The sequence below is a fragment of the Kitasatospora xanthocidica genome, assembly GCF_014656195.1.
In the GTDB taxonomy this organism is placed as follows: domain Bacteria; phylum Actinomycetota; class Actinomycetes; order Streptomycetales; family Streptomycetaceae; genus Kitasatospora; species Kitasatospora xanthocidica.
The window spans coordinates 29,222-48,674 of sequence record NZ_BNBY01000045.1; the positions used below are offsets into that span (position 1 = coordinate 29,222).

A 19,453-nucleotide genomic window follows, 5' to 3' on the forward strand; every position below is an offset into this window, starting at 1 on the left:
AGAACGTCCCGGCCGACCGACCCGAGTCGCACGATGCCCCCACCGGCATGACATCGCATCGGCGGCTCCCGGCTGCCTGGGGGACCCTTGAGCAGGTCCGGCACGCGGCCGGGGAATCATGGACCGTCAGCACATCGTCCTCACCATCGGTCACGGCCGCGGGCCGTCCGACGCCCCCGGACCCGCTCGAGGACGCTCAGCGCGGCAGGCCCCGCCGTAAGCGTGTTTGCGGGCATTGTAGATGTCCCGCGAAGTCCCCCTTCTCCACTGGCCGACTCCGCGGCCGCATCCACACCCGGGCCGTCCGACGGAGCCGGTCCCCGTTCCGCGTCTCCTCCCCAGGGGCCGGGACGACGGCACGGATCCGATACGGGCGCCCCCGCCCGTGACGGACCGTTCGGGGGCGGGGGCGACGCGGGCGGGAGGACACGGCCTATGTCGGCGGGGCCGCCGGTTCGGGGGTGTCGAGGGGCCAGGTGTCGCGGTCCTCGATGTGGTCGTAGGCGGGGAGTTCGGCGGCAAGGACGTCGAAGTGGGGGAGTGGGGCCCACAGGGCGCGGTCGCCGACGACGTAGAGGCGGCGTTTGGCGCGGCTGGCGGCGACGTTGAGGAGGTGGGGGGTGCGGGCGGCCCAGGTGCGGGCGCCGGGGCGGCCGCCGGAGCCGAGCAGGAGGATGACGACGTCGGCTTCCTTGCCCTGGGCCTTGTGGACGGTGGCGCAGCGTTCGTCGAGGGTTTCGGGGGTCCAGCCGGGGAGGGTGCGGCAGGTTTCGCGGGCTTCGCTGACGAGGGCGCGGAAGGGGGCGATAACGCGAAGGCGTTCGGTGTCGACGCCGTGGCGGTCGAGTTGTCGCAGGAGGTAGGTGAGGGCGCGGCGGTCGCGTTCGCCCCAGGGGGCGTCGGCGGGGCGGTCGGGGTCGGGGGTGTCGAGCCAGCGGCTGGGGAGGAGGCCGTCGTGTTGGGGGTCGGGGAAGGGCTGGGGGCGGGTGCCGTGGACCATGAGGCCGCCGTAGGCGGTGTCGTTGCTGACGGTGAACATGGGGTCTTCGCAGCGGCGGTGGACGCGCAGGGGTGAGCCGACCCAGACGGTGTCGTGCTCGGCGCCGGTGGGGGCGGGCAGGTAGGTGCCGTGGCGGTTGACGCGGTCGGCGACGGCCTGGGCGGAGGTGGCGGAGGGCAGCCATTCCTCGTCGACGCGGTGGGCGAGCAGGAGGCGGCGCTGTAGGGCGGTGGGCATGGTGACGACGGGTTCGAGCTGGAGGGGGTCGCCGACGAGGACGGCGCGGCGGGCTCGCCAGAGGGCGCCGACGGCGGCCTGCGGGGTGGCCTGGCCGGCTTCGTCGACGAGGACCCAGCCGAGGGAGCCTTGGCCGAGGCGGGCGAACATGCTGCCGAAGGAGGAGAAGGTGGTGGAGACGACGGGGACGAGGAGGAAGAGGGTCTGCCAGGCGTGCAGGACCTGTTCGTCGGGGACGGGGCCGCTGTTCGCGGTCATGAGGTCCATGAGGACCTGGAGGTTGCCGCGGATCCGTTTGGCGGTGTTGGCGGCGAAGGCGCGGTGGAGGTCGAGGGCGCGCAGGAACAGGTCGCTGCGGGCGGTGCTCCAGGCCTCGTCGGACCAGGGGGCGCCGAGTTCCTGCTCGTGGTCGTCGAGGTGGAGCCAGTCGAGGGGCAGGGAGGGGAGGGTGGTGGCGGCGGTGCGCAGGGTGCGGTGGGCGGCGTCGAGCGCGGCGGTGGCGTCCTCCAGGTCGCGGCGGGCGGCCCAGGCCTCGTCGCGGGCCTGTTCGGCGGCGGCGTGGGCGGTGGATTCGGCGGCGTGGGCGGTGTCCTGGCGGGCGCGGGCGCGGGTGACGGCCGCGGCGGCGTCCGTGAGGGCGGTGGTGGAGCGGGTGCGCAGTTCGGCGGCGGCGAGGTCCTCGTCGCGTGCGCAGCGGGCGATGTGGTCGTAGGCGTCCTCGAGGGCGGTGCGTTGTCGGGCGATCAGGGCGAGGAGTTCGGCCTGGCTTCGTTCGCGGTGCTGTTCGGCGGCCTGGCGTTCGGCGCTGTTTTGGAGGAGGCGGCGCAGGCCCGCGCGTAGGCCGGGCTGGGCGGTGGGGGGTTCGTCGTGGAGGGTGGTGAGGGCGGCGATCTGGCGGGTGTGGTGGTCGGCGCGTTCGCGGGCGGTGGCGAGGGCGCTTCGGGCGTTGGCGAGGGTGCTTTGGGCGTGGGGGATGCGCTGGGTCGCGTCCTGGTGGGCGGCTTCGGCGGTGCGGACGGCGTGGGTGGCGGTGTCGACGGCGGTGAGGGCGGTGTCGTGGCGGGCCTGGGCGGCTGCCGCGCGGGCGTCGGCGCGGGTGATGGCGGCGCGCAGGGCGTCGAGGCGGGGGTGGAGGCGGTCGGGTCGGGTGTCCGCCAGGGCGGTGGCGAGGCGGGCGCGTTCGGTGCGCAGGCGTTCGACTTCGGCCTGGGCGGCGGTGAAGGCGGCGACGGCCCGGGACCAGGAGGGGATGGGCTGGGCGGGGCCGGCGGGTGTGGTGGCGGTGCGGGTGTCGGTGGCTGTGGCGGTGGTGGTTGTCCGGGCGGCTGCGGCGGCGGTGGCCGTTCGGCGGTCGCGCGGGGTGCGGGCGGGCTTGGGCGCGCTCGGCGGGACCCAGTCGCCGAGGACGGCGTTCATGCCGCGCAGCGGCGGGAGCCCGGCGGCGGTGCGGGCGGCGTCCTCGTGTTCGGGCAGGCGGCCCCACCAGAAGCGCTGGGTGAAGCGGGTGCGGTTGCTCTTGTTGCCGAGGACGGCTGCGACCAGTCCCCAGGCGGGCTCGCCGCCGAGGAGGGCGGAGGCGAGGTCGGAGAAGTGGTCGGGGCCGCCGTGCCAGTGCTCGTCGAGGGCGGCGGCGCCGGGCAGTTCGGCGGTGATGTTCTCCACCGCGCCGTTGTTGGATGAGGTGACGACGATCTCGCGGCCGGTGAGCTTCGGGTCGAGGGCGGCGACGAAGCGGGCGTGGCGGCCCTGGCGGTCCTTGCCGCGCCAGGCGCGCCCGGGGAACGCGTCCCCGGGCCGCCGGTAGCCGGCCATCACGGCGGCGCGTTCGACCACGAGGGCGGCGACGAGGTCGCGCAACATGGTGGTCTTGCCGGTGCCGGGCGGTCCGTTGACGGAGAACAGGCCTCCGGCGTCGGGGCCCGCGGCGGCCGCCGTCCCGTCCGCGCGGTCGGCGAGCATGCGGTTGACCGCGAACTGCTGGCTGAGCGCGAGCGGGTGGCTCGCCTTCGCGGGCCAGCGTCCGGCGGGGACGAGCGCCGGGTCGACGCCGTCGAGGACGGCGAGGCGGTCCTCGCGCAGGTCGGTGCGGGCGCCGACCGGGATGTCCCGGTGGGAGGTCAGGTAGGCCTCCAGGGCGGGGCCGAGGCCCTCGGCCCCGCCGCTGCTGCTGCTGCTGCCTGTGCCCTTGCCGTCGGTGAGGGCGGCGCGGACCCGGGCGAGGTCGGGCGGCAGGAGGCTGTTGAGGAACGGCTGCGGGGTGGCGGGCTTGTCCTTCGGGTCCCGGGGGAGGCGGACCAGCCTGCTCTGGACCCGGATCACGCGCGGGTCGAGGTGCTCCTCGACGCCGCACAGGTGGGCGATCTGGGCCGTCAGGGCGACGAGGTCGGCGAGTGCCACCGGGCGCTTGCCGGCGTCGTCCGGGGCTTCGCCGTCCGGTGACGGCACGTCGGCGGCCGGTTCCAACGGCGTTGGCGGGGCGGTGGCGTCCGGGCCGGGGGTGGCGGCCCCGTCGGTGTCCGCCCGGTCCGGGCGGCGGGCCGCCGACCACTCGGCGACGCGCCGCACCAGCGGCTCCGTCGCCCCCTGCACGGCGGCGCCGGCGACCTCGCCGAACAGCGCCCCGACCGCGGCCACCGCCGCGCCGCCCAGGATCTCCGCGAGCAGCTGGCGCCAGCCGTCGGCGAGGACGGGCTCCTGGCGTACGGGCGCGGCGCCCACGGGCCGCGACAGCAGGGGGTTCGGCAGGGGAGCGGGTCCGGGCGCGTACGGGACCGGCGTGGCGGCCAGCCGCCCCACCGCCACCTCGAACGCCTCGCCCAGCTCCTCGAACCCGTCCAGCCACCCGGGCGCCGACGGCCCCGGGTCGGAGAGGCGCCCCGTCGCCCAGGCGCACGCGGAGACCACCGAGGTGTCCGCGACGGGCCGCCCGTGCTCGTCCAGGACCAGCGCGAACACCGCGCTCCTGCCCGGCAGCTCCAGCTCCCCGTCCGGCACCCCCGGATCCGGCTCCGTGTCCTCGGGCAGCACGGCGATCATCGCCAGGCGCAGCCGCTCCAGATCGAACACCCCGCCGTACACCTCGTGCCGCCACACCATCCCGCGCGGCGCCCGCCACGCCGCCGTCTCCGGATGCTCCGGCGCCCACGGCAGCGGCGCCGCCGCCTGGCCCGCGGCCGGCGTGACGTCGACGACCACCGTGTCCGACGCCCGCAGACGGCCGGCGCGGCGCTTGCGCGGCACCTCCGGAATGGTCGGCGGACTGAACAGCTCGATCGCCCGCCAGCACTCCAGCAGATCCCCCACCCGCCGGCCCCGCCCGTCCCCGGTCCGCACCCCGTTGCCCCCTGCGTCGAACCCACGGCCCACAGCCGCTTCGTGTGCCGATCAGCCGGCGGCCGAATCTACCGGACGGCGGGCGGGCGGGCCGAGTACCCGGCTGACACGACAGGTTCCGGCAGCGGGCCCGCTACGACTCCGTTCAGAGGTCGCTGGTACATGGCACGATGTCCACGGCTCTTTGACACCTCAACAGATCGACAAGCAACGTGTGCTCACTCGACGCCACATCGAGCTAGTAAAGAAACAGCAAATCCGCTACATCACCCCAGGTCGCGAAGTGTCCTCCCCGCACCTGCGGGGGTCAGCCGACCATGACGAACTGGCTGGTGGAGATCAACATGTCCTCCCCGCACCTGCGGGGGTCAGCCGTCGTGGCCAGCAACCCGGTCGACGATGTCGGTGTCCTCCCCGCACCTGCGGGGGTCAGCCGTCTTGAACTTCAAGACTTTGGGGGTATGGGTGGTCCTCCCCGCACCTGCGGGGGTCAGCCGGTGGAGCCGTCGACCTCGCTCACCATCTCGGCGTCCTCCCCGCACCTGCGGGGGTCAGCCTCGTCCGGATATCCGGATGAGCCGGTATCCGGCGTCCTCCCCGCACCTGCGGGGGTCAGCCTCGTCCGGATATCCGGATGAGCCGGTATCCGGCGTCCTCCCCGCACCTGCGGGGGTCAGCCGCTCGGCTACGGGCACTCGTGGGCGCTGGTGCCGTCCTCCCCGCACCTGCGGGGGTCAGCCCGCCGACGCTCTGGCGCGGGTCCGCAGCCAGATGTCCTCCCCTCACCCGCGGGGGTCAGCCGCCGAGCGGGCCGCTGCCCGGCAGCAGGCCGCCGTCCTCCCCGCGCCCGCGGGGGTCAGCCGATCGGTTGCAGGTTCTCGGCCACCGCCGAATAGTTCTCCTCGCGGTCGCGAGGGTCAGCCGTACGGCGACGTGTGGGGCCGGTTCATGATCTGACTCTTCCCACCTGCAGAGTTGCAGATACTCGGCGACCACTGCGTAATCCTCCCAGCACCCGCCGGGGTCAGCCAGTCCGCACCATTCAGCGGTCTGGGATCCGCTCGCTCTCCCCGCGAATGCGAGGGTCAGCCGCGGATCCAGTTGGAAGCGGTGCACAAGGTCCTGTCCCCCCTGCACCGGCGGGGGTCAAGCCGCAGCCGAGTGGTCCTGCACCAGCATCGCCCGGTTCTTCTCCGCGCCCGCCGGGGCCAGCCGGTGCCGCACAAGTCGCTGGAGGTCCTGGACGAGTCCCTCCCATACCTTTCGGGGGCAGCTACTTCCGGCAGTAGGTGCCCCACGCCCACAGGGTCCCGGTCCAGATGACAGCGAAGGCCGCAGTGCAGCCGATGCGGGGCTGCCTCTCTCCAGACCGGTCAACGATCCGGTGGCGACGGTGACACGCAGCGTAGAGGTCGAGTCGCCTGTGCCGGGTATACGTCCGACCGCCGGTGAGAGGCCGAGCCCCTGGCGAGGCGGGCGGGTTGTCGCGTGTTCGTCGGGCCGTGTGGGCATGGCTGGCGGTTGCGTTGGATGTCCCGCCAGCCGGTAGCGCGCGCGTGGCCAGGTCGCTCAGACCGTCCTTGAGATGCCGGCGCGGGGCGTCAGCATTGCCCGGATTCCCGGTTGATCTGTAATGAATGATGAGGGCGTGATCTCCAAGGAACGCGCTGTCGCGCTCGTCGAGTCCCTGTTGGCCGAGGAACGGCTGACCTGGGCGGGACCGCTCTACGAGCTGGCCGTCTACAACGTGGAGGAACACGCGGTCGGCTGGGTCGTCTTCTGGAACACGGCGGAGTACGCCCGCACTCATGATCTTGTCCACAACCTGGTCGGCAGCGGCCCCTACCTGGTGGACCGGCATGACGGGAGCATCCATCACATCCCCGCAGCCATGTGGCCGTTCGAAGACTGGGAGGAGCTCTACCTCCGGCAGGTCAAGGGCGTCAGAACGTCTGACCCCCTGGTCTCCTCTGTCCGCGCGCTCGTGGACTCCGCAGGCGTCGTGGCCGCGATGAGCCACCTGCGCAAGCAAGCCCCGCGATTGAGTCTGCGGGAGGCAAGGGATTACGTCATGGCGGTCCGCGACGGAGTCGAGCCGTCGGAAGAGCTGGCGGACCTCACTCGAGAAGCGAAGAGCCCGCATCTGTCCATCGAAACGTTGGTCGGCCCGGTCCGGTAGGGATCCGCTCAGGGACCGAGTAAACGCCAGGATGCCGGCCCGGCGTCGGTGAGTCGGCGAGCCGGGGTGGTGTCAACCATCGCTCGGCGGAGCTTCGTCTCCGGATGAGCCGGTTTCGTCTCGTTGTCCCGGACCGGACGTCGGTCGGCGGTGAGGAACGGCAACGCGCGATTGCCCACTGCTTCGGCTGTACTCGGAAGCTGCGAGGTGGCTGAGGGCGTCGCGCGAGTTCTCATCAATCGCGCCGACCTGGGCAAACCTGACCGGGTGGTCCATATCCGAGCGCGAAGCCCACGCCATGACGCGGGATGGCACCTAGTAACGTTACTGGGTGCCCTTCCCTGCCTGGGGTTCGTCCTCCCTATGTCACGGAGGGTCGGCCACCAAAGCGCACCCAGTAAATTTACTGGGTGCCCTGCTTCCGAGCGCGGGATGCGTCCTCCATCGCCGCATCTGCGGGAGTCGGGGCGCGTGAAGCCTCCGTTCGTCTGACGAGTCCGACAGACGAACGGCCGAAGTCCCTGAGTGGTGGACGGCGATCAGGCGTCGGAACGCAAGAGTGCGGAACGGACGGCAGGATCCAGTTCCGGCAACAGCCGGGCCTCCCTTGATGATCAGCGCCGACATCGGTGCTCCCCTGTCCGGTACCTCTCCTTCTCGGGGTCCACTCCGCAACGCCCTGATGAGGACTCCGCGGGGGACGCCTCCGACTGAATCTCAGGTCGTCGCGCGTCTCCCTCACTGGTTTGCCGGGTGCCGCCTCAATCCGGCACCTCACTGGCCTCCGCCAGCCGTCCGCGCCAGGAGCCCACAGGTCAAGGAGCGTTTGACCAACCCTGGGCGGTGTCAAAGGACAGTGCCAGGGAGACATTGCTTGTCGGCGGCCAACCGATGGCTCGCCGGCGCTGAAGACTTGCCTTCGATGGGAAATAACCGCTGGTCAGAGGGCTGTCGGGCGAGGATTCAGGATGACTCTCCCTTGCTTGAAAGAAAGACTCCTTCTATGCTTTGAGCCATCGACGCCACTCAAGTACTTGAGTGAGGCGCCGTTACGAGTCAATCGGGTTCTTCCGTCACCCGCGACTCAGGTCTGGCTGTTGGTCGCCCGGGGCAAACGGATTGGTCTCAGCGGCTGGACCGGAACTCAAGATCTATAGCGCCTACCACAATCCCGTGGTACGGCGCTAGGTCTGCTTCCCGTGACATTCTGCACACCGTCAGACCCTTGCGCTCCCTTCGGAGATCCACAATAAGGTCGGCGCTGACGGTTCGACCGATGCCCCGGGCGACGCCGTCACCGACACGACGCGCCCGACATCCAGCCGGGTACGTCTCCAGACCGACGGAAAAGAGACACCAGAACGTGAAGGTCCTCCGGACGATCCGCCGCAACCAGGTCGCCGTCAGCTACGGCACCATCTGCCTCCTGGCCCTCGCGGCTGCGGTGATCGAGCACTACGCGCCGGGGAGCGGGCTCGCCGGCTCCGCTCGGAACTCGGTCATCATCGCGGCCCTCGCCGGGATGTTGCAGCTGACGGTGCGCGGCACCAAGTGGGCCGGGCACCGCTTCCTCGCCCGCCTCGTCGAGAAGGTGAAGGGTGAGGTCTCGGTGTCGACGAACACCGGTCCGGGCCTCTGAGCCTGCGGTGGTGGGGNGGGCCGAACCGGCGGGCTGCCGGTTCGGCCCACCACCGTTCCTCCGGTGCGAGCGGGGTCAACCGGGGTTCGAGGCCCTGCCCAAGGCCTCCGCGACCGGCGCCCCCGTAGGGCCGGAATCGAACCGCGTGCCCGTCGATGATCCGCTGCCTCGCGCTCAGGCACGCCAGTCGTTGCCCGCGTGCCAGTGCCGCACCCACCCGTCGAAGCTTCTGGCGTCAGCCACCGGCGCCGGGGCGGCGCCGACGTCGGACACCATCCAGACCTCACCGCGGCGCGGTCCAGTCGTCACCAGCAGCCAGAACCACGGCCCGTCCTCCGCGCCGAGGACGACCGACCCATGGTTGAAGACGGCATCGACGCGTGGATCGTGAGCGTCGACCGTCTCGTCGTCCTCCCACACCCACGCCTCAGACAGGGGGAACGGCGCTCCCGGGTGCCGGGGCCCCGTACCCGGCCAGCACTCCGGCAGCCATCCCAGCGGCTGAAGGCCCTCATCCCCCGGGGGACCGAGGCCGCTGCCGTTGCCGATCTCCGCGATGAAGGCCCGGTAGGGCTCCGGAAGCGTCACCCGATTCTCGACCTCCCAGGCCGCGACTCCATCGTGACCCAGGATCGGCTCCCGCCACTCGGCTGGGAACGCCGAACGCAGGAGGTCGAGTGTGGCCTCGTCGGGTCGTTGGTCAGGTGTGGTCGTCACGGGAGCATACTGGCATGGGCGTCCGACATCTTGATCTTCAGATGAGTGCTGTCGTTCTCTCGCGCACAGAACCACCGTTGAAGGCTCCGAGCGCTGTCGACACTGGGGGCCGAGAAACCACGGCCGGCGCCGCTACGATTGCTGCGGGATTTCTTTCCGCACCGGCGGGGGTCAGCCACGGACGTTCATGCTTGCCGCCCGGCTCCGGAAGTCCTCCCCTGACCCGCGGAGCCGACGCTGTGGTGGCCCGAGATGACGGGCTCGCCTCTGCGCGCCCGCGAATTGAACGTCCGTTCGGACCGGCGACGAGACCCGACGGTGGGCTTCCCCAGCGGGGTGACTACTTGACGCTCTTCGAGAGCGGCACCGCCAGCTGCATGAGGTTCGGCAGCCGGCCCAGGATGTCGTCGCCGCTGAGGAAGAGCAGCCGGTCGCCGACCCGGGTCACGACGATCTCCTCGCTGTGGTACGGGCCTTGGGGGACCTTCCTCATGTCGAGGGCCTCGTCGCCGAGTCCCGACACGGGCTGCTGGGTCACGGTCAGCGGGACCGGCTTGCCGTCCATCCCCTTGCCCGTGAAGGACTTGCAGCGCTCGGTGTACGCCCGGATCTCGCCGAGCAGCTTGGCCGCGTCACCGGGATGGTAGGCGGCCAGGTAGACCTGGACCATGTTCTCGCCGTCGTAGACCTCCTCCATCGTGCCCGAGGCCTTGAAGTCCTGGGAGAGGATGGTCCCGGCGAGACGCATCTGGGTGCACGGTTCCTTCGACAGCATCGGCGCGACCGGATCGTCCACGACGTAGGTGCCGGTGTCGTTCTGGTTGCCGTTGCCCTTGATCGTCCACCCGGCGGGCAGGGTGGCGGCGGTCGGCAGCAGGGCGCGCAGGGCCGCTCCGGTGGGGATCGGCGGGCCGGTGGGTGTGCTGCTGGGGGAGCCGAACGCCGGGCTTCCCGAGGTGTTGAACGTCGGTACGGCCGTCGGGGCGGCGCCCGGGGAGGCGGCACTCTCGTGCGCGGTGACGGCCGGCATGTCGGGGGTGGTTCCGGGGTCGGAGGAACACCCGGTGACGGCGGCCGCGGCCAGTGCGGCCGCGCCGACCGCGAGGGGAAGCCTGCCGCTGGTTCGGGCGATGGACACAAGGACCCCCGTGGATTCGTCAGTCGGATGCAAGGTTTCGTGTGCGGACGGCGGTCGGTCCGTCAGGAGCGATCAAGACCGTTGTTCCCAGGCCCCGGTGACCCGGTGCCGGTGGGCCGCCCCGGGCCACCGGGGCCCTCCGCCTCAGCCTGAATCGTGCTCGATCCACCAGGTCGGTGACATGAGTACCCGTACTCAAGTCGGCACCCGCCGGTGCACCGCATCGGTCGGCGTTCCGCGGCTCGTCGGCCTGCGACGCCCGGTCCCCTCGTTCCCCGCGTCCCGTTCCCGCGTTCCCGGCTCGGCCCATTTCAGCTGGTCAGAGGCGTACCGGCGTTCCACCGTCCCCATCGTGGCGCCGGGCGTGGCGGCCGGGACGGATCACCGCGCAGGCTTAGGTCGTCCGATCGAAGCGCCACCTGAGCACATGCCGAAAGGGGCACGCCCCCATGTCCGTCCGCACCTCCCGCACCCGGCTGGTCACCGCTGCCGCGAGCATGGCGCTCGCCGCCTTCTCGATGACCGCATGCGACGACGGCGGGGACGTCACGACGGCGACCGGCCCCACGCTCAGGGCCGCCGAGGGCGTCTAGGTCGACGACTCCCTCAAGGTCACCTACGCGCCGCAGTCCATAGACGACGCCACCTTCTGGTAGCCGCAGAACCACAATCCGATATCCGAAGCACCGTCAGCGCCCCACCCGAGAGGCAGGAAACCCACCATGCGCACCACCACCCCTCGCAGGATCGCCAGGCTCCTCGCCGTCTACACCGGCGCGGCTCTCCGCATCCTTCTCCTCGGCGGCCCCCAGGACCCGGACGTCGCCCGGGCCGCCGGCCTCGCCCAGCGCTGACGCCCGCCCCGGCCGCACAGCACCGACCGACCCCGGCCGGGCAACCTTCTGACCGGCCCGCCAACACCGCAGCGTTCACCCGCCTCAGCCTCGCTGCCCCCCGAACCTCACGGCACGACGCGTACCGGGATCGCCGGTGCCGTGCCGGCCGTCCTCGGAGGATCCCGTCACACCGCCGCCATGAACGGCTGCGCGGGAAGGAGGCGGCAGGGACCCGCTTGACCGCTACTCCCTATGGAATAAAAAGGCAGTCAGGTCACAAAGCCGACAATCGTCACGATGCGACTGAGTATCTGTACGGATGGAACCCGGCTGATCACCGCATAGGCTTTCCGCTGATCTAGGGACTGTCGGGAGGGGAATGCAGTGGGCCATCTCAAGGTCGATCCGAATGAGATCCACATGTCCGCAGGTGTGGCGCGGGCCATCGGCGAGGACTTCGCGAAGCCGTGTCAGGCCGCCGTCACGGCCGGACAGACGGCCGCCGGCCAACTGGTGGGCTGGTCGGTGGGCTCACGGCTCGGCCAGGTCGCGACCAACTGGGCGCCCGTGCTGACCAGCATCGGCGACCGGCTGAAGAAGACGGCCGACAACCTCACCGCCACGGCGCAGGCCTACACGAACAATGAGAACGCCAACGCCGAGGTCTGGCAGAAGCAGCGGATAGGCGACGTGTGGGAGAAGCCGGGCCAGTGAGCACCATGTACGAGCTGCTGCTCGCTTTCAATCCGGCGGGGATGCACGACGCCGCCAAGGCATGGCGCGACCTGTCCAACGGCGCCCAGTCCGCTGACAACAGGCACCGCAGCCAGGTGAACGGTCCGCTGCGCCAGGCGAAGTGGGAGGGCGGAGACGCCGAGTCCGCGTTCTACGCGCTGGGACGCACCGAGCAGATCCTGGAGATCGTGCGGGTCGAGTCCGCCGCCGTCGCGCTCACCCTGGACACCGTCGCCGACCGGATCCACCAGGCGCAGACCAACCTGCAGAACGCCGTGCACCGCGCCGAGGAGTGGGGTCTGACCGTCGGTCCGGACGGGACGGTGAACATGCCGCCGCTGGGCAAGGGCGAGCAGAACGACCCCGAGGCCAGAGACGACCCCGAGCGCAAGGCCCTGGCCACCCTGCGCGGAAACGTCCAGGACTGGATCAACAAGGCGCTGACCGACGCGAAGGAGGCGAGCGACAAGGGCGACCTCGCCCTCAGCCGCCTCGACGCCGACATCCTCACCCGGCCCCGGGTGTTCGGCTCCACCGCCGAGACCGCCACCGACGTGAAGGACGTGGCGAAGGACCTCGGGCTCGCCGATCCGTACGTCCCCGACAACAAGGACCCGCAGAAGTCCGCCGACTGGTGGAAGTCCCTGACCCCCGAGCAGCAGAGCAGCTACCTCGCGCTCTACCCGGACCGGATCGGGGGCATGGACGGCCTGCCCGCCACTGTGCGGGACGAGGCCAACCGGCTGGCCCTCGACCAGGAATTGGACGGGCTGCGGGCCGGCAGCGCGCGCGGAAGCGGTATGACGGCCGACGAGTACAACACCCGCGAGCAAAATCTGATGAAGCTGAAGGACCAGCTCGACGCGTACGACACCAAGGCCGCGGACAAACAGTTGTTCCTGCTCGGGTTCGATGCCAAGGCCTACGACGGCGACGGTAAGACGATCATCGCCATGGGGAACCCCGACACCGCCGACCACACCGCCGTCCTGGTGCCGGGCACCGGGACGACGATCGACAGCACGCACGGGAACCTTGCACGCGTCAACGACATGCAGGAAGCCGCGAAGCAGGCGTCTAAGGGGACGAATCAGAAGGTGTCGGTGATCTATTGGCTCGGATACGACACCCCCGAGATCCCGGTCATGCAAGCGCCGAACCTCTCCGTCGGCTGGACGGGCAGGGCCGAGGACGGAGCCGAGGCCCTGCGTCAGTTCACCCAGGGCACCCGGGTCGCCCAGGGCGACCACCACAGTCATCTCTCGGTCTTCAGCCACAGCTACGGAACGACGCTCGTCGGTGCGGCTGCCGCAGGTGGGAACGGACTGGGCGCCGACGACATCGTCGCCATCGCGAGTCCCGGAATGACCGTCGACCGTGCTGACCAGCTCCACATCGATCCGAGCCACTTCTGGACCGGCAGGGCGAAGGACGACCCGATCGAATATGCTACGGGACTCACTCTCGGCGACGATCCGATGATCGACCGGTTCGGAGGGAACAACTTCCTGGTCGACACATCCGGGCACAGCGGGTACTGGGACGGCGGCGAGAGCCTTGCCAACCAGGGCCGCCTCATCGTCGGGGCGCAGCCGACCACGGTTCCCAAGGTGCACCCCATCGCACCGTCTGTCCGTGACCACTAGAGCCGGGCCGTCCATGGCCTGGCTGTACCGGTCCTCACCCTGTCTCGGCCGCAAGGATTCCACTGTGCCGTTCCTCCTTCCGCGACTCGCCGCACGCCGTCCCGGAGCCCGACGCCTGGGCGCTGCCGCCCTAACGCTCTGCTTGCCCCTGATCCTCGGAGGATGCATGTCCACGCCCGGTCCCAACGAGCCGCTCCCTGTCAAGGCCCGCCAGGACGCCCAGGACTGGGCCCAGCACATGACCGAGTACATGGCGCAGACCGGCGGAGTCGCCCTCGATCCCGGCAGCGCCGAGCCGTTCTTCAACGACTGTGTCGGCAAGAAGGACGAGGTCGCCAATGACGGCCGGTACAAGATGTCGTACGCGGTCTACAGCTCCGCTCCGCTCGACCAGCACCCCGATGTCGTCCGCAAGGTCCGCGCGATGCTCGAACAGCAGGGCTTCAAGATCGACGGCTACCGGGAGGCCGCCAACGGCAAGGTGGACGCGGTCCTCGACGCCTCCCAGACATCGAGCCGCTACCTGATCACGGTCCAGACAACGACCGGAGGCCTGCTGCTCTTCCGCGTCAACACCCCCTGCCTGATGCCTCCCGCAGCGTCGGCGACGCCCCGCTGACCCGGGGTCGGGTACCAGCGGACCCCTCCGCGGGGGAACGCCATGCGGAGATAGCTGGCCGGCGGCCATCAGGACATCCGCTCACGCCTGCAGGGCGCTGGGAACGGGCAGGGCCAGTGGTCGGCACACGAGCAGTTGGAGTTGTCCTCCCCGCGCGGTAGTCGGCGCGGGGAGGACAACTCTCCTGTCTCATCTGGAACTGAACCTCAGCCGTCTTCGCGCACCGGCCATCGGCTGCCTCACTGAGATTCATCCGGCCTTCGGCTACGGCAGCACGGCCGGTGGCCACGCCGTGAGCATCAAGGGGCTGCGGGACGGCCGGGGGAGGGAGGCCGGGTGACCACCATGGCGGTTCCCACCAGCACGCTGAGGACAGTCACGGCGGCCACAGCGACCGGGCGAAGGGGGTCAGCCGGCCTGGGAGAGCCGGGCCTTCGCATGGTGGCCGTCTTCCCCGCACCCGCGGGGGTCAGCCGCCCATGCCTCCGGTCCGGGGCCAGCCGGCTCCGGCGCGTCACCACCGGGGAAGGGGGCTCTGACCGGAGTTCCGTGAAGGTCATGGCCGGGTGAGGATGCGGATCCGGAGAAGCCGGAACGAGGCCCGGCCGTACATGGCGCGCTTGAGCGTTTTGACCCGATTCACGTTGCCTTCGACCCTGCCGGAGCTCCATTCGAGGGTGAGGCCGGCGGTCACGGCGTCGAGGTCCTGGCGGAGGAACCCGGCGAACGAGCGGACCGGGGCGGGGGCGTCCTGCTCGGCCTGGCGAATCCAGTCCGGCAGCATGCCGCCGCGCCGGTTGACCAGCAGGTCGCGGAAGCATCTGGCCAGGTCACAGGCCCGGGCGATGTCCGGGCAGGCGATCCTGACATCCAGCAGTTTCTCCACCTCCTGGTCCGTGAGCGTCTCGCGTGGACGCATGATCCACGAGGTGATGCGGCGTGGGCTGGGGATGTCGGCGCGGACCGGCTCGGCCGTCCCCTCACGGAGCTTGGCCAGGTGGCGGCGCACGACCTGGATGCTGCCGGCATAGCCGCGCTCGCGGATCTCGTGGAACAGCCGGGTGCCGCTGGTGCATCCGGCGGTGAACCGGCTGTTCAGGTAGGGCTTGAACGGCTCCAGGAGCCTGGCCTTGTGGACACCGAAGTCCTTCGCGGACGCGAGGAGTTCGTCCAGCGGGGTGTTCCTGAAGCGGCGCACGGTCTTGCGGTCCAAACCGAGGTGGCGGGCGATGGCGCTGATCGTCCACCTCTGCTCCAGCAGCCGGTGGACGTCCGCGTAGCGGTCGCGGGTGCGCTCGAGGAGAGGCGTGCGTGGCAGCTCCGGCACCGGCAGGTCGATCACCGAAGGCTCGGGCGCCGGATCCTCCTGTTCGACGTGTTTGCGCAGGCAGGAGCGGTGCTGGTGACAGGTCTTCTCGACGGCGGCCGAGAGGTTCTGGAGCAGATGCCACCTGTCCGCGACCTCGATCGCGTCGGGGGCGGCTTCCTTGATCGCCCGGGTGTAGGCGGTGGCGCGGTCACGACAGATGATCTCCGCACCGGGGTGCTCGCGGAGCCAGGCGGCGAAAGTCTCCGAGGTGCGGTCCGGGAGCACGTCCACGACGCGTCCGGTCTCGACGTCGACGAGGACGGTCCCGTAGGTGCGGCCCTTGCGGAAGGCGAACTCGTCGACGCCGAGCACCTGCGGCGCCCGGTCCGGCACCTCGGGCGCCTCCAGCAGCCCGAGCAGGCGGGTCCGGCCGGCGGCGATGCTGAGCTTGTGGCACAGCCGTTCGCCGGCCCGGCCGCAGCTCGGTGGCGACGGCCCGAAGCCACTGCTTCAGCCCGACGCTGGAACGCACGTGCCGCTCGCTCAGCCCGGAGACCTGCTCGACGAACGTCGTCCGCTGGCACCGGGCGCGGTCGCAGAAGAAGCGGCGCACGCGCAGGCGTATCGCCAACTTCCTTCCTACAAGCGGTCATTCGGCCAGCGTTCGCCAGTAGGAGGAGTGTCTCCGTCTCCCCAGGCTCCCGCAGCCTGGACACCGGGCCGGCGGGCCGCACGCGGCCACCTCCACCAGCACGACCTCCGGGTCGGCGGTCAGCCGTTCCAGTTCAACATCGGCTTCGGGGAACAGAACATCTTCGATCGAGCGGAGAGCCACGCGCAGGTCATCCCGCAGGGAAACGATCCTGCATGCATGCCGCTGACCTGGGATTTCACGGAACTCCGGTCAGAGCCGTTTTCGCAGATCGTCATCAGTGCGCCGCTCGCGGTCTTCCGGCGCACCCGGGAACACCGCCGCAGACCGACGGTCTTACCGGCCCTGCCGGCGGCTCCCGCCCCGGGTGGGCTGCCGCAGGGCCGCCTTGCGGCGGGCAAGGCCCTCCTGGAGCCCGATAGTCGGCTCCGACCTGTCCCGGTACGGCGGGAAGGTCAGGTCCATGAACCGGGCCAGATCCGACCGCCGGGACACCGGTTGGGCTTGCCGGACCTCGTCGAGCAGCCGGTCCGGACGGATCACCAGCACACCGAGACACCGCAGCCGCGGTCCCCAGTACTCGACATCGTGGACGACTATCAGGGCCGTCGGCCGGACGTCGATGTCGTCGACCATATGGTCCACCTCGTTGAGCAGTGCGCGGACGTCCTTCGTCCGGTCGTAGCGGTAGACAAGCGCGTCCTCGGTGTAGGGGACCTTCAGTTCGACACCGGGGTAGGGCGTCCACTTCTTCGAGTCGATCACCACGATCTGACCGCCCGGACCGACCGCGATGTGATCGAGGTTCGCGCGTGAGTCGACAAGGCCCCGGTCGTGCAGGATCGTCCAGCCGTCCCGCAGAAGCGGGGCAAGGATCCTCGCGGTCTCCTCCTCACCACGGGCGCCCTGCTCCCAGCGGTCGGCGGCCTTGAGCTGCTGCGGAGTCGGAGGCGTCTTCGTCAGCCGTGCCCGCGACGGGCCTGCCGCCGTCCCGGCAGCGGACGACTTCACCGTACGCCGAGACATCTTGGCCACGATGAACACGGCACCCGCCAGAACCAGCGCGACCACGTAATGGATGAAGAAGCCGAACAGGCCCACGCACACCGCCCAGCCGAGGGCCTCCCTGACACTCCGAGGCCGCGACGCGGCCGGCAGCCCGGCAGGTGTCCGGGAGACGACCTCCGGTGCCGGCACATCGAATCCCGAGGTGCCTGCGCGAAGCTGCGCAGCCATGCGGCGGGCGCTGGCGCCGGGGACATTGGCGTCTGGGGTGCGATGGGCAGTCGTGGTCACGGCAGGGAGTGTGTCACTCACGCTTGACACTTAGTCACCGATTTTGGGGGAGCCTCTGCGACCGTCACGACCGCAAGCCTCGGACCGATGACGCCGATGCGCGGGACGAGCCAGGCGTCCGCAGAGGAGTCACCTCAGCGGCCACTCAGGACAGCCGCCATAGAGACCCGAGAGGGTGAGCATGACTTGGGAAGCCGATGTCCAGATCACCGCCCGCGCTGACCAGCTGACGTGACACGATGAAGCAGGCCTTCGACACCACAACAGCTCGACTGCCAGCAATGGTCAAGAAAAGGCAAAGGTCGCGCTACGCCGCAGGCCAGAAAGCCTCCTCCCTGCACGAGCGGGGGTCAGCCGTCCCGCCAGTCGTCGCTGAAGCTGAAGCCGCCCTCCTCCCTGCACGAGCGGGGGTCACCATCGGCCGGGACGAGCGCCTCGTGGTCATCCCCCGCAGCATGCTCATCGCGGCGAAGAGGGACATCCCTGGTGTTTGAGTGCTTCCGCGACGGCGCGGGCGAGGTCCTCGGGAGAGCGGACTACCTCGACGACTTCGGCCGGTTCTTCGGGAGCGGCATCCACCTCTTCGCCAAAATCGAGCGCGGCCAGACGTTCAGGGAGCAGGGCTCGCCGAGCTGGGAGGCGTTCGCCTCGGGGGACTGGGCGGGCGCGTTGCGTCTGATCGAGGCCGAGCGGGATTCCGTCGACGCGTTCTTCCGGGGCATCGCGAGACGCGGCCTGGCGTTCCGCAGGCTTCGGATCGTCGAACTCCCCGTGACCCCGTACCTCCAGTGGGAGCTGAACTCCTTCCGGCTCCGGTCGGAGCTGGGCGAGCAGATCCGGGTCCTGGACGCCCGGGAGGTCGCCGAGCTGGAGCGCGACGGCCGGCTGCCCGAGGTCGTCGTCCTGGGCAACGCGGTGATGTACGCCGTGATCTACGACGAGGAGCTGAAAGGCGCGGGCGCTCGCCGGTTCCTCGATCCCGGGCAGATCGCGACGACGCTCACCGAGTTCGAGGCCCTGTACCGCAGGGGTGAGGAGTTCGGGCGGTTCTTCGCGCGGGAGATCGCCCCGCTCGGGCCGCCCGCCGTCCGCTGACACGACCAATATGCCTGATACGACCTGATGCGCCTGATATGTCGACCGGTGTGAAGCAGCGTGAGGAGCGTGCACCATGGATCCGGAGCTGGCCACGCTCGCGCAGAGCGCGAGCCTGACCCTCGTCACGCTGATGGCGACCGACGCCTGGGAGCGCGCCAGGGACGGGGTCGTCGCCCTCTGGCGGCAGGCCGTGCCCGAGCGGGCGGACGCGGTGGCCGCCGAGCTCGAGAACACCCGGGAGGACCTGGCGTCGGATCCAGCCACCGAGGACGAACTGGCGGCCGAGTGGCAGGGCCGGATCAGACGCCTGCTGGCCGGCCACCCGGAGGTGGCGGTCCCGCTGCGGAGCCTGCTGGACGAACTCGCCCCCGACGCGGCACCCGCCCCGACCGCCCCTGCCGTCTCGCAGCACGCCAGCGCCTCGGGCGAGTCCAGGATCTACCAGGCCGGACGCGACCTGCGCGTCACCGAGCGATGAGTCGCGTCACCGGCCACGCCACGGGGGTCACCTTCCTGCCCGGCTGCTGCGACGGACTGGAAGACTGGCGCGACTGGCAGGTGTTCGCCGACGGCGGCGGCCTGCTCGGGTTCGGCCACGAGCCCGTGTCACCGGTCGCCGAACGTTTCGCTTGCCCGCGTTCTCGACCTGCCCGCTCCGGCCGTGCCGCCAGGGCCATAGGCCGGCCGACGGCGTCGGCCAGGGGTGGTGCCACTTCAGTCCGTTCCTCTCGACACCGCCCCGGGCCATCACCCGAACGACCCGAGAAGTCCTGGAACGCGGGTGACGAGCCCGGCCTGCCCGGCGGCCCCGGCCGTTCTCGGTACCCGTCGAGCGGGCGCCCGGCTCTGCTGCGCGCCTTGTGCCGTCGTGTTCGTCGGCGGTGCTGTCGCGTCCCTTGTCGCGTGGGGTGCTGTCGTGTGCTGTTGACGTGGGCGGATGCCGCGTTTCCCCCTCTGAGCTTGACGTTTAACCTCGCGCGGCGAGGTGGGCCTGGAGCGTGGGTTCGCGTTTGACGGTC

Annotated in this window: 14 protein-coding genes and 1 CRISPR repeat array; of the genes, 9 read left to right on the forward strand and 5 right to left on the reverse strand. The window is 70.6% G+C overall.

Going from position 1 to position 19,453, the window contains the following annotated elements; translation table 11 throughout:
• Positions 1 to 433: 433 nt before the first annotated feature.
• A complete protein-coding gene (locus IE332_RS42120) occupies positions 434 to 4,540 on the reverse strand; it encodes an AAA domain-containing protein (RefSeq protein ID WP_189925962.1) in 4,107 nt (1,368 codons plus the stop codon).
• 315 nt (positions 4,541 to 4,855) lie between these two features.
• Positions 4,856 to 5,432: a CRISPR direct-repeat array (repeat unit 28 nt; unit sequence GTCCTCCCCGCACCTGCGGGGGTCAGCC).
• 786 nt (positions 5,433 to 6,218) lie between these two features.
• Here IE332_RS42120 and IE332_RS38300 point away from each other — a divergent pair.
• Both IE332_RS38300 and IE332_RS38305 read left to right on the forward strand, forming a co-directional pair.
• Positions 6,219 to 6,749: a YrhB domain-containing protein gene (locus tag IE332_RS38300; protein WP_189925964.1), complete on the forward strand. Its 531-nt coding sequence runs from the start codon at positions 6,219 to 6,221 to the stop codon at positions 6,747 to 6,749.
• A gap of 1,363 nt (positions 6,750 to 8,112) precedes the next feature.
• Positions 8,113 to 8,388 (forward strand): hypothetical protein, encoded by a 276-nt coding sequence (locus tag IE332_RS38305; protein WP_189925966.1) that lies wholly within the window; start codon positions 8,113 to 8,115, stop codon positions 8,386 to 8,388.
• Positions 8,389 to 8,562: 174 nt separating this feature from the next.
• Here the strand turns inward: IE332_RS38305 and IE332_RS38310 are convergent, their stop codons facing one another.
• Both IE332_RS38310 and IE332_RS38315 read right to left on the reverse strand, forming a co-directional pair.
• Complete coding sequence (locus IE332_RS38310) at positions 8,563 to 9,105, reverse strand: SMI1/KNR4 family protein (protein ID WP_189925968.1); 543 nt, start codon at positions 9,103 to 9,105, stop codon at positions 8,563 to 8,565.
• A 340-nt stretch (positions 9,106 to 9,445) separates the two neighbouring features.
• Entirely contained in the window at positions 9,446 to 10,243 is a 798-nt protein-coding gene (locus tag IE332_RS38315; protein WP_189925970.1) for a RodZ family helix-turn-helix domain-containing protein, read from the reverse strand.
• A gap of 449 nt (positions 10,244 to 10,692) precedes the next feature.
• Between IE332_RS38315 and IE332_RS38320 the strand changes: the two genes are divergently transcribed.
• The 5 genes from IE332_RS38320 (at position 10,693) to IE332_RS38335 (ending at position 14,079) form a co-directional block, all read left to right on the forward strand.
• Positions 10,693 to 10,836: a hypothetical protein gene (locus IE332_RS38320; RefSeq protein ID WP_189926003.1), complete on the forward strand. Its 144-nt coding sequence runs from the start codon at positions 10,693 to 10,695 to the stop codon at positions 10,834 to 10,836.
• A gap of 129 nt (positions 10,837 to 10,965) precedes the next feature.
• The gene (locus IE332_RS42125) at positions 10,966 to 11,097 is read left to right on the forward strand and encodes a hypothetical protein (protein WP_268256664.1); all 132 of its coding nucleotides are present in this window, start codon (positions 10,966 to 10,968) and stop codon (positions 11,095 to 11,097) included.
• A gap of 366 nt (positions 11,098 to 11,463) precedes the next feature.
• The gene (locus IE332_RS38325) at positions 11,464 to 11,793 is read left to right on the forward strand and encodes a hypothetical protein (RefSeq protein ID WP_189925972.1); all 330 of its coding nucleotides are present in this window, start codon (positions 11,464 to 11,466) and stop codon (positions 11,791 to 11,793) included.
• Positions 11,794 to 11,798: 5 nt separating this feature from the next.
• On the forward strand, positions 11,799 to 13,460 hold the full coding sequence (locus IE332_RS38330; protein WP_229929254.1) for an alpha/beta hydrolase: 1,662 nt from the start codon (positions 11,799 to 11,801) through the stop codon (positions 13,458 to 13,460).
• Between the two features lie 166 nt (positions 13,461 to 13,626).
• Positions 13,627 to 14,079, forward strand: coding sequence for a hypothetical protein (locus tag IE332_RS38335; protein ID WP_189925976.1), 453 nt, complete (start codon positions 13,627 to 13,629; stop codon positions 14,077 to 14,079).
• A gap of 556 nt (positions 14,080 to 14,635) precedes the next feature.
• Here the strand turns inward: IE332_RS38335 and IE332_RS38340 are convergent.
• Both IE332_RS38340 and IE332_RS38345 read right to left on the reverse strand, forming a co-directional pair.
• Entirely contained in the window at positions 14,636 to 15,847 is a 1,212-nt protein-coding gene (locus IE332_RS38340) for an ISL3 family transposase (protein ID WP_189926001.1), read from the reverse strand.
• Positions 15,848 to 16,376: 529 nt separating this feature from the next.
• Positions 16,377 to 17,336 (reverse strand): nuclease-related domain-containing protein, encoded by a 960-nt coding sequence (locus IE332_RS38345; protein WP_189925979.1) that lies wholly within the window; start codon positions 17,334 to 17,336, stop codon positions 16,377 to 16,379.
• A 486-nt stretch (positions 17,337 to 17,822) separates the two neighbouring features.
• Between IE332_RS38345 and IE332_RS38350 the strand changes: the two genes are divergently transcribed.
• Positions 17,823 to 18,431 carry a DUF6879 family protein gene (locus tag IE332_RS38350; RefSeq protein ID WP_189925981.1) on the forward strand — a complete coding sequence of 203 codons (609 nt, stop codon included), beginning with the start codon at positions 17,823 to 17,825 and terminating at the stop codon, positions 18,429 to 18,431.
• Positions 18,432 to 18,507: 76 nt separating this feature from the next.
• A complete protein-coding gene (locus IE332_RS38355; RefSeq protein ID WP_189925983.1) occupies positions 18,508 to 18,912 on the forward strand; it encodes a hypothetical protein in 405 nt (134 codons plus the stop codon).
• Positions 18,913 to 19,453: the final 541 nt, after the last annotated feature.

Coding starts and splice junctions, on each gene's coding strand:
- IE332_RS38330 (WP_229929254.1), top strand. CDS start 11,799: ATGTACGAGCTGCTGCTCGCTTTCAATCCGGCGGGGATGCACGACGCC.
- IE332_RS38335 (WP_189925976.1), top strand. CDS start 13,627: ATGTCCACGCCCGGTCCCAACGAGCCGCTCCCTGTCAAGGCCCGCCAG.
- IE332_RS42125 (WP_268256664.1), top strand. CDS start 10,966: ATGCGCACCACCACCCCTCGCAGGATCGCCAGGCTCCTCGCCGTCTAC.
- IE332_RS38355 (WP_189925983.1), top strand. CDS start 18,508: ATGGATCCGGAGCTGGCCACGCTCGCGCAGAGCGCGAGCCTGACCCTC.
- IE332_RS38320 (WP_189926003.1), top strand. CDS start 10,693: ATGTCCGTCCGCACCTCCCGCACCCGGCTGGTCACCGCTGCCGCGAGC.